This window comes from Xanthomonas cucurbitae (assembly GCF_002939885.1).
GTDB lineage: Bacteria > Pseudomonadota > Gammaproteobacteria > Xanthomonadales > Xanthomonadaceae > Xanthomonas > Xanthomonas cucurbitae.
In genome coordinates, this window is sequence record NZ_MDED01000035.1 from 1 (window position 1) to 15,462 (window position 15,462).

A 15,462-nucleotide genomic window follows, 5' to 3' on the forward strand; every position below is an offset into this window, starting at 1 on the left:
CTCCAGCCCAGACGCACATAGCCACTGCTGCGTTCGACATGCGTCACCAGCACGCCAGTGCCGCGCGATGGGCGGACCGTATCCAATTCCCATGCGCGTGGCTACTGCCTTGACTGCGACGCTGGCGGGCGGTGCGGTGCGCCTGCTGGGCACGGTACGTTCCACTACTGGCATTACGATTGCGCGCGCGCTCGCGGCCAATCGTACTGGCATGACGGCCGAGCTGGCGGGCGATGTCCGCATTGGAGACAGAGAGATCACACCCCCAGGCAATCTGGTACCGTTCGTCCTGGGTCAGGTGTCGATAGCGCATGTGCAACTCCACTTGGTCGTGTAGGGGCTCAGGCTACGACACCTGGCCCGCTACGTTATAGGACTGTTGCACTTCGCGGGCGAATCCCCCCACCCACTGCCGTAAACGCGGCACTGGTACGCCAACCATCATCGACGCCCTGACGCTGCCGGGCTTACGCCGTCGGGTGAAGCAGCCCAGATGCGTATTGCAAGGGTGCCCGCTGGCAGGAGCGCATTGAAGCGAGCAAGGCGCATCCCTGTTCATTGCTTATCGCCCAAGGTGAGCTCGCCTTCGGCAATCGTCCCGGGCACGCCATCGTCGCGAGCAGTGACCGTCACTGTCGCCATCACGGCAACCCGCGCCTCGTCACCCATAGAGCGCGCCCGCATCATGGTCTGCTCTGCGGCACTGGTGTGTGCATCGATCTCGCGCAACGCATCGGCTTCTTCAACCAGCCAGGCGCGCAGGCCTTGCGCCAACGAGGCCAGAGCACCGATGCGATCGCGCGTTTCGGCCCATTGCTGCCGCATTCTGTCCAGCTTGGTTTGAGCATCTTCAAGGGCCCTGACCGCCTCAACCTTGCGGGTTGTATCGTTCGCTGAAGCATCGGCGCTCGGCGGCTGCATTTGCAGTGCCTGCAGCCTCTGGCGTCGGGCCTCGACAACGCGCTCGGCGTCTTCGATCAACTCGCGCTCACGATCAGACACGCTCTGCAGATCATTTAGGCGACGCATTAGATCGTCCAACCTTTCGCCCACGTCGCGCAGTTGCGCCTCTTGCGCGTCATATGCTTCTTGGGTCCGACGCAGGAGGGAATCGACCGCTTCAACCAGGCTGAACTCGCCTTGTGCAGCCTGCAGCAGGAATTCAAACGCATGCTGAGCGGCCGCAATGTCTTGCACCCTGCCAGGCTTGTCCATATGGTCGCGCAAGCGATGGTAAGCCTGGGCGAGCGCGTCATCGGCCTGTGTCACCGCGGCGCGATCAGCCTGCAGCGACGCAAGCACCTGGCGCAAGCTCCACGGCGGCGCAATCGCCGCGACGGAGATGCCCTCGCCTGTTGGCGCAAGTCTGGCCAGTAGCCGGTCGATGCGTTCGCGTGCCTTAGCCTGTGTCGGGCCCAGCTTCTCCAGCAGGGCAGCGCAGGTGCGGCGCTGCTCATCAACGCGCTGGGTCTGTTGGTCCAAGCGGGTAAGTTCGCGGGTCAGTGCGCGCAGGTGCGGGCGATCCGGCAGCGTGCCCGCCTGCAGATACCGCTCGAAGGAAGCATCGCGCGCCTCCTGTAATCCTGGGCGGTCACCACGCGGAGAGACCGGGTCCGGTGGCGGAACCTGCGCCCGCTGAGCTTGACCAAGTGCCTGCACGCCGGCCTGCTGCAGGCGGTCCAGTGGACGGCGCAGCGCACGCGCACCGGCTTCGAGGACTTCCGCCCCTTCGATGCGGTCGTACAGCCCGTAACGGAACTGAATCTCCGCCTCGAACAGCTGATGCGACGCCACTGAAGTTGACGCCACATTCAACAGCGGCAAGCCGACACGGCTGGTGACCGGATTCTCGTCGGTGTTGTGCACGGCGATGGCCGCAAGCCGGTACAGATCCGGCGATTGCTGAGCAGCGATAAGAACGTCCTGCCAAGACATCTTGTCGCTGGACGCAGGCAACCCCAGTGCCGCTGCTGCTTGTGCATGCTGCCTGGCGACCAGCGCGTCGTTGATCGCCACCATGGCCTGCGGCCGCATCTCAAACACGAAGCGGACCTGATTGACATGCGGGATGTCCTTGAACCTGCGCAACACCTCGTCCAGGCCGGGAATCTTGCGTCGCATCTCGGCAACGTCGCGCATCTTCTCGCCCAGCGCGTAGTGGCCGATGGCGTGACTGACCACCGCATCCAGCGATTCGCGTCCGAACATGTTGATCTCCACACGGGCGCCGGGAATGACGCACGCCCGTTGCTGGATGGCTGCGGCGTCCTCCTGCCGCAGCTGATGCAGCAGGTCGACGACCGACGCGCGCTCGGACGGCGTGCCGCCTGTCCATAACGATGCCGCCGCGGCATCGGTCGCATCCGCAGCCTGCGCCCGCTGTTGTGACAGGGCCTCCCCGGCCAGCGCCGCGCCGGCTTCGATGGCCAGTGCGTCGGGCCCCTGGATTCGTTGAAGCACGTTGCACAGCACGACGCTGCGCTCTTCCGGCGTGGCCGGATACTCCATCGCGCCCAGTTCGGTGCTGCCTTCCGGAAAGATGGCCTTGAGCCGTGCACGCAACGTGTCCCATCCCTGCCGCGTCACCGGCTGCGCTGCACGCGCATCAAGGGTGCGCTTGTAGCTGGCAGTGCCCAATAGCGCGCCTGTGCGCGCATTGTCCCGGAGCGCGTCGGTTGGCAACTGCACGTCGCTGGATGCCACGCGTACGCCTGCCAGCTGCAGCGAGCCGGCGCCAGTGATGGCATTGACCAGCCGCTTGAAATTGCGACCCAGTACCGATGTCAATGCGCCGCCAAGATTGATGCCGGCATTGACCTCGGCGTTGATGCCGACACGACCCTGGAATTCCAGGCCGATGATGTCTTGCCAGGCGTGATCCAGATGCAATTCCATCTGGCTCCATTGCATACCTATCTGCGCCGTCACGCCGAACGGGAAAGACCCCACAACCGCGCTGCGCGGATTACCGGTGGCTGCACCAGGTGCGACAGGCTGTTTCACACCGAAGGGATGCCGCACTGCCAGTGGCTGCACGGTCAGGTTGACGTTGAGCGACGCGTTGATATTGGTTTCGAACAGATCCAGGCCGATCGCCCCACCATCCACGCCAGCGCGTAACAGGCTGGTGGTATCGTCGGCGTGCCGGTCGAACAACAGTCTGGCGAATTCGGGGATGGTGTCCGGTGACAGGATGACGGCGGCACCCATGCCGTGTTGATAGCTCCCGCCCACCCCGAGATTTGCTGCGCCGCCCCAGGTTGCAGACACCGTTGGTGTCGAGTTGACATATACATGCCCGCCGGTTCCCGGTCCGGGACGAAGATCGATGCGCAGGCCTGCGCTTCCGGACGCGGTGGCTTTTGCGTGGCGCACGAAGAAGGCAACCAGGCCCGCATCGCCGTCCTTCGAATCGCCGATGCGCTCGACGCCCAACGCGTGGATGGCCTCCCCGCCCATACCGACATTGATCGGATTGACAAGCATCCATTGCGCCGACCCCAGCGAGCCGCGCAGTTCGGCCGAGCGCACCCGACTTGAGAAAAAGGTGCTGCGATTGAACAGGTCCTGCAGCACATCGATCATGCGCGAGGCCATTTCATCCGGGGCGCTCCCCAACGGCAGGCCAAGACTCTTGAGCAGCTGTAGCTGGCGGGCGCTGCCGGGCGTGGTGACCTCCTGCCGAAATGTCGACACCACATCATCGAATGCTTCCAATTCGCACCAGGACGACAACCCCAACTTGGCCAGCGTATGCAGCCCTGACTGCCGCCTGGCATCGGCTGCCTCCAGCGCCTGCGCGTCGGCAACGCCCAGCAGCGCGTTGTACTCGACCAGACCTGCGAGCAGGCAGGCACCGCGCAGCGCATTGGGCGCATCGGACGCGTTGGCGGCTTGATCCTTCTGGGCCGGCAAAGCGACCTGGAGGATTTTGAGTCGATGGCTAACCTCGCGCAACTCGGCAAGCAGCGCATGCTCGGTGTCGCTCAACGCCTGCGGATGCAGCGCCGCGCCACCGGCCAGGGCAGCGATGCAACGGTCAAACGACGGCAGCAAGTCATCGTCTTTCTGGGCCACAACGCGTGTGACCGCAGAACGCGCCCGCCGCCAGAGTTCAGCGGCTCGATAACTGGCAGTCGAACTTGTGCGCTGGATGGCAGCCCCGTCCGCCATGGAAAAATCGGCGGCCAACGCACCTTCGCGGAATCCGATCTTGCGCAGATCGCGCAACAGCCCGGCTAAGGCCGTTCTGCGCAACGTCACCAGGTGAGCATGCTGGTCAGGCGAAAGTCCCTCAACCGGTTGGCGCGGAGACGCCGCATCGGCAATGCGCACCTCCGCCAGCACCGGCAACGTGTCGAACAGTTCCAGCGCAAGCGACTGCGCCTGCATCGCCTCTTGGCGGAAGCCGGCAAGCCGCTGTTGCTGCGGAGTGGGTGGCTGGGCCATGCCGGTCCATCCGGCCAAGGTGCGCACCGCACCGCCGACGATGTCTGCCACCACTTGTGCGAGCGCGGTGGCCTGTGAGCGACCGCTCTCGACCAGGACCTGCGCATTTGAGTTCAAGCGCAACTGATCGGTGGACGTCGTGCCCAGCAAGGTCGTACTGATCGCTGCGTCGTGGTCGGGCGTACTGATCCGACTTGCCTGCTGCTGGTTTATATGGGCATTGGTACCGGATTGAGTACCGGCAGCAGCGACTTCCTCAGGTGACGGAGACGCTGCAATGCGTGCCGCCAGGCGGGTGCCATCTGTATCCGTCATCGCTGGCAACACGGTGTGCCAGCCCGCGCCGAGCTGCACCTGGAGTTGCCCGGTACGCGTACTCCGCAGCCCACGCGGTGGCGGTAGCGTCTGTGGAAAGCTGATCTGTATCGCATCCCGCTGCCCGTTCTCGGCAAGCCGGCATAGCTGCACAGGCCCTTCGCGGGGATGGTCCAACGCATACAGCACATCGTCCAACCCGACCGCGATGGCCAGCGGGCGCTGCAGCGAGGGTATCGGACTGCAGTTGCCTTCCGCCTCCACCTTGAGCAATGTTCCCGAAGCCGTCATCACCACCGCGCTGCGGTCTGCATGCACTGCCACCTGGACGAGCTCTTCGTTGAAATGGGCGATTGGCTTGCAGCGTACCTCCACCACGTCCGGCACCACGACGAGCGGCCCACCGGAAGGCGTGGTGGGCACCGCATCGGCCGCAAGCCAGGTGGTCCGCCCGGGAAGCATGATTTCGACCAGTTGCGGCGGCGCAGCCAGTAGCGCAAATACCGGCCGACGATCAACGAATCCACGCGGTCCGCTGTGCAACGAGACAACCCCGGTGAGTGGCGCGCCATCGGCAAGCGTCAACCGCTCCCATGGCTGGTCCGGCGCGGGCGAGTAGTGCAGCACCCCGTCCAGATGTCCCAACCGGGCATGCCCATCCAGCACCACCTGCGACTGTATCGCCTCATCGGTGGGCAGCTGCAGTCCTTCGCTGCGCATCAGCAGAAGCGGACGGTCGAGCATCAACGCCGGCTGGAATCTCGCCTGCCCTGCCGGCCGTTGCAACGCGATGCGGTGCCCGGAGCTGTCTTCCAGCACAAGATGCACACTGTTGTCGGTGGCCAGCCCCATGGACGTGACCGCCCATCCCTGGGCGCGCTCCACCCGATCCGGCAGGGTCAGGCGCCGTGCAACAATCGGCCCGGTGCCGCGCAGATCCGCCTCATACACACGCCCCTTGTCATCGAGCACCAACGCCGCCTCAACGTCAGGATGAGCCAGCGGCAGCAGATCGACCGGCAACGCAGGCGTCGATTCGAACGCTGGGCCGCCAGGCACCGGACGCAACAACTCCAGCACCCGACCGGGGCTGTCCTCATCGCAGCGGCGCAGCACGCCATCATGGAGCATGCACGGCCTGCCAGCTGCATCGAAGCGCAACACGGCATGCTCGGGCAGGTTGTCGACACTGATGGAGATCTGCTCGCTGCCGGCACGCCAGCAATGTGGACCCGCCTGCATATACACCGCCCCATCGGCCTGCCGCCCGAGCATTCGGATATCTACGTGCGCACGGCATCTGGCGGGTAGCGGAACCGGTGCCCAACCCTGGCTCGCATCGGCACGATGCAGCTTGCTGGCACGATAGGTGAAGCATTGACCATCGGTCGCCTGCCAGATACCAGTCAGCAGGCCAATCGGTGGGTCGGTAAGCTGGCTGGCGACCTGATCGGCTGTTGGCGCCGTGCCGGTGCGATGTTCGACGTCCGGATGCACGGTCAATCCTGCGATCAGCAAACCCGGCGTTGTGGTGAAGAACGCTTCGTTGCGTGGCATCCGCGGGTCCTTGGGATCGGCCACATAGCGCAGCAGCCGTCCGCCGCCGCCTAGCGCCGATTCGCTCTGGATCGCCGGCCGACGCGCAAGCCACGCGTCGATCATGCGTGCGATATCGCGATCCGACGCCGAGGAGCCGTCCAACTGCACACCGGTACGTCGGCCATGCTGCGACAGGGAACTGTGCACGCGGACCTTAGCAACCGAGGTTCTGGACGCGCCTCGCCTTGCCGGCAAGGCGGCAAACGCAGGAGAAGTAGGCTCGGCGGAAGGCCCCTGCGGTGAGGGTGTGGTCGGCGCCGGTGCCTCGACCGACGCTGGCGTCGGCAGCGGCCGGGGCGCGCCCGTTGAAGCGATGAAGTCTGGCGTGGTCATCGAACTATCCAAAAAGTAGGATGTTTGGTGAGGCATCGGTACGGTGACGCCTCAAATTGTGAAGTCCCAAGGACGTACGTCGCGATCAGACAGGCCTGTGGGTCCCTGACATTGCGCAAAGCGTGCGTCAGGCAAAGCATTCGGCTCGATCGGCGGTACTCAACCGGACGCGGGCAAACCCGAAGCACTTAGTGGCGCACTGATGCACGACCAACTCATACCAACCGTCGGATCCCGCAAAGATGCGCGCTCACGCGAGCGTCGCTACCCCGATGGCGGGCATGCGATTGAACACAATCTCGCTACCGCGCGTAACGCTGTTGTCCTGACGCCATTAAGCGCATGTCGCACTCCCTCCCAGAAGAAATGACACCTTGTCAGCATGTATGGTTGCCGGCGCGTCAGGCATCCAACGTACCGCCGTCTCGCCAGCAAGAATTTAGTGCGTGGAGGGTAGCGCGGCATTTCGAATGCGAAACGCTGCGCGAGATGGCGAAGCATGACGTGGCTTGAGTTCCGACCTTGTTGGTAAGATCCGACCTGCGTCGCCCAATCCTACCGTGTCATTAAATTGGACAGATGCCTCTACACCTTCGTGTTTAATGACACAGTAGGACTAACCGATCCACTCTGCTAGAGATGCAGCGGTACGGCTGTGGGCCTGTTGCGCCACCTGCGCCGGCGTACCGGCAACCACCACCGTGCCACCGGCATCGCCCGCACCCGGGCCCATGTCCAGCACCCAGTCGCTGCTGGCAGCCACGCGCATATCGTGTTCGACCACGATCACCGTATTGCCCGCCTCCACCAGACCCTGCAACTGCGTCATCAAGGTGTCCACGTCGGCCGGATGCAGGCCGGTGGTGGGCTCGTCCAGTACGTAGACCGTGTCGCGCCGTTGGGCGCGTTGCAGCTCAGTGGCCAGCTTGATGCGCTGCGCCTCGCCGCCGGAGAGTTCGGTGGCCGGCTGGCCCAGCCGCAGATAGCCCAGCCCTACTTCGCGCAGCGCCTGCAACGGTCGCAGCACGCTGGCATCGTCGGCAAAGAACGTTGCGGCCTGGTCCACGGTCAGCTCCAGCACCTGGGCAATGGTGTGACCGCGTAGTTCGATCTCCAGCGTCTTGGCGTTATAGCGCGCGCCGTGGCAGGTGGGGCATGGCGCGTAGACGCTGGGCATGAACAGCAACTCCACCGACACCGAGCCCTCGCCTTCGCAGGTGGCGCAGCGGCCCTTGACGACGTTGAAGGAGAACTGCCCCGGGTCGTAGCGGCGGCGACGCGCGGCGGGCGTGGCCGCAAACAATTTGCGGACCGGGTCGAACAAGCCGGTGTAGGTCGCCAGATTGGAGCGCGGCGTACGCCCGATCGGTTTTTGGTCCACGCGTACCAGCCGGCGCACCCGATCCAGCCCGCCAACGATCGCACCCTCCACCGGCACCTGAGTGCCGCGCTCCAGCGGATCCAGCGCCTGCTCGTCTTCTGACTGTGATTGGCCCAGATGCGTGGCGAGCAGTTCCACCAGTGCCTGGCTAATCAACGACGACTTGCCCGAGCCGGACACGCCGGTGACGGTGGTGAACACCCCCAGCGGCAGATCCACATCCAGGCCACGCACGTTGTTGCGCGTGATGCCGCGCAACTGCAGCCAGTCACGGGCCTGCCGCGCATGGCGAGGCACCTGCGGCGGCGCACCGAACAGATAGCGCCGCGTGGACGATGCTTCCACCGTCTCCAGCCCGGCGGGCGGACCGCTGTACAGCACCTGCCCGCCATGCGCACCGGCGGCCGGGCCCACGTCCACGATCCAGTCGGCGTGGCGGATCACGTCCACTTCGTGCTCGACCACGAAGACCGAATTGCCCGCCGCCTTGAGCTGGTCCAGCGCGCCCAGCAGCGCCTGCGCATCGGCCGGGTGCAGGCCGGCCGATGGCTCGTCCATCACATACACCACGCCAAACAACTGCGAGCGGATCTGCGTGGCCAGCCGCAGCCGTTGCAGTTCGCCCGGCGACAGGGTGGGCGTGCTGCGCTCCAGGCTGAGATATCCCAGGCCAAGCGCCTGCACCACCGCGATGCGCGCGCGCAGATCCGCCGCGATGCGTTGCGCGGCGATGCGCTGTCCCGGATGATCGGCAATGCCCTTCTTCCTGCCCTGCATGCGTAGGTCGGCCTCTGCCGCCGGGCGCAGCAACTCGGCCACCTCGTCCAGCGGACGCCGCGACAATTCACCGATATCCAGCCCGGCAAAGGTGACCGACAGCGCTTCGCGCCGTAGCCGCTTGCCGTCGCATTGCGGGCATTGCGTGCTCACCAGGTACTGCGCCACGCGCTTTTTCATCTGCGCGCTTTGGGTGGTGGCAAAGGTGTGCAACACATAACGCCGCGCACTGGTGAAGGTGCCCATGTAGCTTGGCGCTTCCTTGCGTTTGAGCGCGCGCTTGACCTCGTCCAGGTCGTAGCCGGCATACACCGGCACCACCGGCTGCTCGTCGGCGAACAGAATCCAGTCGCGGGTCTTCTTCGGCAGCTTGTGCCACGGCAGGTCCACGTCATGGCCCAGCGTGGTGAGGATGTCGCGCTGGTTCTGGCCGTGCCAGGCACCGGGCCAGGCCGCCACCGCGCGCTCGCGGATGCTCAGGCTGCGGTCCGGCACCATGGTCGCCTCGGTCGCGTCGTAGATGCGGCCCAGGCCGTGGCAGGTAGGGCAGGCACCGGCCGGCGTGTTCGGCGAGAACCCGTCCGCATAGATGATCTGCTGCCCCGGCGGATAGTGGCCGGCACGCGAGTACAGCATGCGCAGCGAATTGGAGAGGGTGGTGACGCTGCCCACCGACGATCGCGTGCTTGGCGCACCGCGCGCCTGCTGCAGGGCCACCGCTGGCGGCAGCCCGTCGATGGCATCCACTTCCGGCACGCCCACCTGGTCGATCAGGCGCCGCGCATAGGGCGAAATCGAATCCAGATAGCGCCGCTGCGCTTCGGCAAAGAGGGTACCGAACGCCAGCGACGACTTGCCCGAGCCGGACACCCCGGTGAACACCACCAGCGCATCGCGTGGAATATCCACATCCACATTCTTGAGGTTGTGCACGCGCGCGCCGCGCACGTGCACCTGGCCGGAGGAAGCGGATGTTGCGTTGGACATGACCATCAAACCGGAATCGACAAGGCCCCAGCCTAGCGCGGCAGGCATGCAGCCAACGTCAGTGCGCGCGGTCGGTTATTGCAGATGCGTTGCGGGGTTAGCTCACGCCGGCGCGTGCGTCGGTACCGGCTGCTCGGCGATCTCGGCCAGGGCCTGCATGCGCACCACCACCGCACTGAACAGGCGCGCAGTCGCCGCATCGCGGATGCGGAAGATCTCTTCCAGCGCGGCGTAGTACCACAAGGTGCCATCGCGGCCGGCAGTGAAGACGTTGAAGATGTCCTGACCCACCGCAGGATTTTCCAGATCCTGCACGATGCTGCGTGCGTTATAGAGCTTGTCGCAACCGGACACCAGCAAGGCGCGCTCCGGCGTCTTGCGCAGATGCTCCAGGTACGCCAGCTTGCGTTCGCGCCAATCGCGCTTGCGCGCGCGCTCGCTATCGTCCACCTCGGCCTTGTCTTCGGCAGTGGCATCGGTACAGGCCATGACGATATCGGCCACGCTGTCGCCGAACTGCGCGCGGATCGATGCCTCATGCCCACCGCCACAGTCTTCCACCACATCGTGCAGCAGCCCGGCAATGGCCTGCTCCTCGTCGCCACCGCATTCCAGCACCAGTGTGGAGACGCCCAGCAGGTGGCTCAGATACGGCACCTGGGTGCCCTTGCGCAGCTGCCCGGCATGGGCGATGCGCGCGTAATCCACGGCCTGGGCATAGCGTTCGGTAAGAGCGGTCATGGGGCATCCGATGCGAGCAATGCACCCAGTATCGCCGGGCCCGACCACGCGCCGGGTGACGACGCTACGACACCTGCAGCGAGCTCGGCCGGTCGTATCCTACAAATGCCCTGGCAGGTAACACGGGAGCCTGAACGCTTTGCCGCTTCCGTGCACCGGCTGTACCTGACTTGCCTGCCGGGCATCGGATCGGCCAGCGTGCTCAATGACGCACCGTTGCGGCCGATAGCGTAGGCTCGTTCCAGGTCGCACGACTTCCCACACCATGTCCAGCCTTCCCGTTTGCACCGCCTGCCGCGATGGTCATGAGTTCCCCACCGCCATCACCATGGCCTTCCAGCCCATCGTGGACGTCATGGCACGACAGATCTATGCCGGTGAAGCGCTGGTGCGGGGCATCAACGGCGAATCGGCCGGCAGCATCCTGGCCTCGGTGGACACGCACAACCGCTACGCCTTCGACCAGGCCTGCCGCATCAAGGCGATCGAATGCGCCGCGCAGATCGCCCTGCCCACGCTGCTGTCGATCAACTTCATGCCCAACGCGGTCTACAACCCCGAACACTGCCTGCGTGCCACGCTCGCGGCCACCGCGCAATACGGCTGGCCGCTGCAGGCCATCATCTTCGAAGTCAGCGAGCAGGAACACCTGGCCGACCCGGCACACCTGCTCGACATCCTGCGCACCTACCGCGCGCGCGGCATGAAGACCGCCATCGACGACTTCGGCGCCGGCTATGCCGGCCTCGGCCTGCTGGCCGATTTCCAGCCCGACCTGCTCAAGCTGGACATTGCGCTGGTCCGCGGCATCGACACCGACCGCAGCCGCCAGGCCATCGTGCGCCACGTCACCCGCATGTGTGAAGAGCTGCACGTCGCCGTCATCGCCGAAGGCATCGAACAAGCCGACGAATACCGCACCCTGCGCGACCTGGGCATTCACCTGCAACAAGGCTACCTGTTCGCCCGCCCGCAGATCGGAGCGCTACCGCAGGTGCAATGGCCGGATTGACAGTGGCCAACGCAACGACTGCGCAGCCACGCCGAAACCGCCAGCAGCGAATACCAGTTTCAGGCCCGCATCTCCGTCATCGCCGCCCTGTGCGGTGGTTTGCACAGCGTGATGCCCAGCAGCATGAATTCAACCGCATACGCCTGCATCCCCATGCTCCGCATAGCATCATCGTCTACAGCGAAGCAGGATTACCGTGCCTTGTGATCGTTTATCGTAAAAGCAAAGAACTGGCCTACCGCGCCTGCTCGCAGGCACGCCGCAGGCGTGCGTCGCCAGTTCCCGCACAGCGGGCCAATGCGAGCTTAGCCAGGTCGTCCTTGCCCATGCGTCGTTGGAAGCGGATGTCGTAGGGGAGCAGTTCCGGCGGGTCGCCGAGGCTTTTCCGGCTGATAGAAAGCAGCTGCAACGCATGCTCGCGCTGGCGATAACGATCAGCATCCTCCAGCACGAACTGGTGGGCAATGAACAGTGAATCACCGCGCGCTAGTTCGCGCTGCCGTTCCAGTAGCGCAGCGCCGTCGTCGGTGAAATTCACATTAAGGCGCAACTGCAGATAGCGGCCCAGCGGCGTCTGCCCAGCTGGCCGCGCGAGCAGTGACGCCAGCGCGGTGGGCTCGGCATCGCGACGCCGCAGCTGCCTGGCTTTGTCCTGCATCAATGCCTGAATTTGCTCCAGATCGGCGAACAGTTCGGCCACGCTTGGCTGTTGTTCCCAGGGCAGAGCGCGTATATCAGCACGCTCGGCATCGCTGTAGTGCGCCTCGATATGCCCGCGCGCTTGCTCTGCACGCTTTTCCGCCACGCGATGACTACGGCCGGCGCGGTCCACGGATCGGTTCACTCCCTGAACCAGGGTCGTGATGACGCCATCGACCAAGCCGCGGTCGCCCACCTTGTGCGCGGCCGATTGCGCCTGATCGCTCGCCTTGAGATACCGTTCCACCGTTCCGGACAGCCCAGCCTGTGCGATCGCCTCTGCGCTGGCCCGCTTGTTCTGCTGCTCCCACAGCTCCATCAGTGTCAACAGTTCCATCATTCCAAGCGGGTTGTAGCCGGCGGCGATCATCAGATCGACACCCTTGCGATCAGCATCTTCTTCCTGCAGACGCATCCGCCTGGGCACGATTCCCGCCTGCACCGACTGCATCAATGCCTCGCGCATCACTGCTTGGCGTACATATCCGGTCTCTGCGTTGCCCCGGCGCTGCGCGTCCACGTAGGCCTGATCCAGATAGAGCGACGTCAGACCACCCCCTACATTACTCAGGCGTTCGAGCATGCTGGCGCCGGCATGGCGCATCAGCACGTGTGCATACTCATGTGCAATCAATGCCGCCAACGCATCCCGGCTGGGCAGGTTCGACAGCATGCCGGCGGCAATGAAGATGGAGCCGTCGTCGTTCGCATAGGCTTCCAGCAGTGGCGCAGGCGTGACATGGATTCTGGCCGCCGGCGCCGACGCGCCGGCCACCGCGCGAATCTCCTGCAACACCTGATCGAGGTCGGCATCGAGCTGCGCGTGTTGCACCGTGCCATATGTCCAACGCTGCCGCTGCAGTGCCGTCATCACCTGCCCCTGCCGCAGCGATTGGTTGGCCCCGGTGAAGATCTGCAGACCGCGGCCGATCGCGTCGATATGCTTCTGTTCGATTCGTTTATCGCCGGCGCTAGCAGGCGCAGCAACCAGCAGCGCCAGTACCATTGCCAACATGCAGCGCACCGACGTCACCGACATCCCTCGCCGACGCCGCGCACGCCTGCGGTAACTGCATCGCTGGCCTCACTGACCATGCTGGTGCAACGAACATTGCCAGAGAGTTTGAGGTCGCCGGCGACCTTCACCTTCAACTTATCCAGCCAGACCGGCCCGTTGGCCGTCTCGACAAGCACGTAGCCCTTGGGAGAAACACGGGTGACCCTGGCTTGGCGCACATCGATGCCTGCCGGCAAAGGCTCCGAGCGTCGGAATCTACCGTCGACTTCTTCATAGGTCATCAACTGCCCATACACCTCGGCCACATGCGGCTGCCGCAACTCTTGAGCCAAGACTGGCTGTACCTGCAGAGCTACCAGCAACAGCAACGGCTGGAATCGCTTTATCGCATCACTCATGTATGGTCTCCGGTATCTCGGCAGGCCTGGCCGACGGTTGTTCGCGAACATTCCACCAGCTCACCTCCCAGATCGCGACGCAGGCAAGCACCAGGGCGGAAAGCCAGTGGCCGGGCGGTTGCCGCAGGTAGAGCTGCGAAACCAGCACGATCAACAGGCTGCTACCAATGCAGGCCACCACGACGACGGCGCTGCGCAGCCAGCGCGGCGATATGCGTGGGGTGAGCAGCAAGGCGGCACCGGCAGTGAAGCAAATCAGCAACATGCCGAGCAGTTCGGACAGGCGGTCGCGCAGGCTGTCGGTGTACATCCGCTCGCTTCCCCACTGCATCAGGTTATCCAGCGCCATGGCATGCAGGTAGACGCCCGGCAGCTGTTGGTGCACGGGCGAGATCACCTGGTCGCCAAGACCGTTCAAGCGCGTGCCGATCAGCACCACACGGTCCTTCAACACGGCGGCCAGCGTCGGGTCGTCCAGCTGTTCTTCGAACACGGTCAGGGTGTAGGCGCAGCGTTCACGTCGGTGGTTCTCCACCTGCTCGTCGAGACCGCTTAGGAAGCCATCGACAGTCAGCCCAGCCGCACTTGCCAGACGACTCCACCATCCCACAGGCGCAGTACGAACGCAGCCCAGCCCATGCGGCTGCACAGGCAATCGCGGCAAGGTCGACCCCCACTGTACCGACATCGGCGTGCCCAGCGCCTGGGCGTTCAGCGCCCGCGCGCTCTCGCGGCAGCCCGCATCCGAACGTGTACGGCAGGCCTGCTGATACAACGCCAGGGCCACCGAGCGATAGTCCGCCCCGAACCCTGGCCCGGTCGACAGTGACGGCACCCAGCCCTCGTCACGTACGTTCTTGGCCGCCAGCAACAGCGGGTAGTCGCTTCCAACGCCTTTCCAGCTGGTCACCACATCCTGGGCAACAGGCACAATGTCGCTATTGCTCGCAGGCAAGGCGGTGCTGCACCCAGATGCCGCAGAGCCCACCCCGGAAAAGATGGAACGCCGCCCCGGAGCCGACACTCCGAACAACACCGGCACCTTCGCGCAGCCGATCTCGGCCGCAATGCCGTCGCGCGCGTCCGTATAGCTGTCGTCGTAGTCGCGCCGCTGCTCCATCAGGATGTCGACATAGACCGCCCGCGGCTGCTGCGCCAACACCCGCCGCAGCACCTCGTCGTAATAGCTGTAGCGCGGCGGCCACGCCGACTCGCGCGCCTGCAAGGTGTGATCGTCGATCAACACCACCGCGATATGGTCTTGCGCACTCGCCGCTGGCGAACCGGCGGATGTCGGCGGCATCCCATAGAACGGCGCAAACATCCGCCCCGCGATCCGTTGCGACTGCACTTCACCGGCACGCTTCAGCCCGAACGGGTCAATCACCCCGATCACCACTGCGAACAGGAACGCGATCACGAAAATCCGTAAGCTGACGTCCACCCAGCGCAACGCCCACGCAGCAGGTCGCCGCAGCCAGGCTCGGCGCCCGATCATGTTACTGAGACCAACCAATCCATCGGCCCGCTGTCGCAGGCCATCCGGCGCCGCCGCGCCCTGCTGATCCGTCGAATTGTCCTGTAAGACCAAACCTGGCTCCTGCCACAAGGCCGGCGCAATAAGCGGCCAGCTCATGGATTGCTAGCGGCAGCGCTGCGGCTGGCTTGAGCGTCTGATGTGCAGAGTGTGATGTGCTTGGCAGCGGAGTCTTCGTAGTGGCGGAGCTGCCCAGCCAGGTGAATGACACCCGCT

At 64.8% G+C, this 15,462-nt stretch carries 8 protein-coding genes and 2 pseudogenes; 3 read left to right on the plus strand and 7 right to left on the minus strand.

Annotated elements, in window-relative coordinates; genetic code table 11:
- Window positions 1-313 (minus strand): annotated as a pseudogene (locus XcuCFBP2542_RS20340) (helix-turn-helix domain-containing protein); the annotation flags it as partial.
- 242 nt (window positions 314-555) lie between these two features.
- Window positions 556-5,508 carry a transducer protein car gene (locus tag XcuCFBP2542_RS15570; protein ID WP_249027672.1) on the minus strand — a complete coding sequence of 1,651 codons (4,953 nt, stop codon included), beginning with the start codon at window positions 5,506-5,508 and terminating at the stop codon, window positions 556-558.
- Here XcuCFBP2542_RS15570 and XcuCFBP2542_RS20115 point away from each other — a divergent pair.
- Entirely contained in the window at window positions 5,401-6,075 is a 675-nt protein-coding gene (locus XcuCFBP2542_RS20115) for a hypothetical protein (RefSeq protein ID WP_249027674.1), read from the plus strand. The two genes, XcuCFBP2542_RS15570 and XcuCFBP2542_RS20115, sit on opposite strands and share 108 nt — an antisense overlap.
- Before the next feature lie 1,237 nt (window positions 6,076-7,312).
- Here XcuCFBP2542_RS20115 and XcuCFBP2542_RS15575 read toward each other — a convergent pair.
- Both XcuCFBP2542_RS15575 and XcuCFBP2542_RS15580 read right to left on the minus strand, forming a co-directional pair.
- Window positions 7,313-9,841 carry an excinuclease ABC subunit UvrA gene (locus XcuCFBP2542_RS15575; protein ID WP_104604717.1) on the minus strand — a complete coding sequence of 843 codons (2,529 nt, stop codon included), beginning with the start codon at window positions 9,839-9,841 and terminating at the stop codon, window positions 7,313-7,315.
- A gap of 102 nt (window positions 9,842-9,943) precedes the next feature.
- Entirely contained in the window at window positions 9,944-10,582 is a 639-nt protein-coding gene (locus tag XcuCFBP2542_RS15580) for an HD domain-containing protein (RefSeq protein WP_104604676.1), read from the minus strand.
- Between the two features lie 265 nt (window positions 10,583-10,847).
- On the opposite strand from XcuCFBP2542_RS15580, the gene XcuCFBP2542_RS15585 reads away from it, so the two are divergent.
- Both XcuCFBP2542_RS15585 and XcuCFBP2542_RS20250 read left to right on the plus strand, forming a co-directional pair.
- A complete protein-coding gene (locus XcuCFBP2542_RS15585) occupies window positions 10,848-11,594 on the plus strand; it encodes an EAL domain-containing protein (protein ID WP_104604678.1) in 747 nt (248 codons plus the stop codon).
- 18 nt (window positions 11,595-11,612) lie between these two features.
- Window positions 11,613-11,720 (plus strand): annotated as a pseudogene (locus tag XcuCFBP2542_RS20250) (TetR/AcrR family transcriptional regulator); the annotation flags it as partial.
- 109 nt (window positions 11,721-11,829) lie between these two features.
- Here XcuCFBP2542_RS20250 and XcuCFBP2542_RS15590 read toward each other — a convergent pair.
- From XcuCFBP2542_RS15590 to XcuCFBP2542_RS15600, 3 genes are read right to left on the minus strand one after another with little or no spacing between them, the layout of a single operon-like run.
- Window positions 11,830-13,332 (minus strand): M48 family metalloprotease, encoded by a 1,503-nt coding sequence (locus tag XcuCFBP2542_RS15590; protein WP_104604680.1) that lies wholly within the window; start codon window positions 13,330-13,332, stop codon window positions 11,830-11,832.
- Window positions 13,323-13,709 carry a hypothetical protein gene (locus XcuCFBP2542_RS15595; protein ID WP_104604682.1) on the minus strand — a complete coding sequence of 129 codons (387 nt, stop codon included), beginning with the start codon at window positions 13,707-13,709 and terminating at the stop codon, window positions 13,323-13,325. Before XcuCFBP2542_RS15595 ends, XcuCFBP2542_RS15590 begins: the two co-directional genes overlap by 10 nt.
- Window positions 13,702-15,345, minus strand: a complete 1,644-nt coding sequence (locus tag XcuCFBP2542_RS15600; RefSeq protein ID WP_104604684.1) for a CHASE2 domain-containing protein — start codon at window positions 15,343-15,345, stop codon at window positions 13,702-13,704. Before XcuCFBP2542_RS15600 ends, XcuCFBP2542_RS15595 begins: the two co-directional genes overlap by 8 nt.
- Window positions 15,346-15,462: the final 117 nt, after the last annotated feature.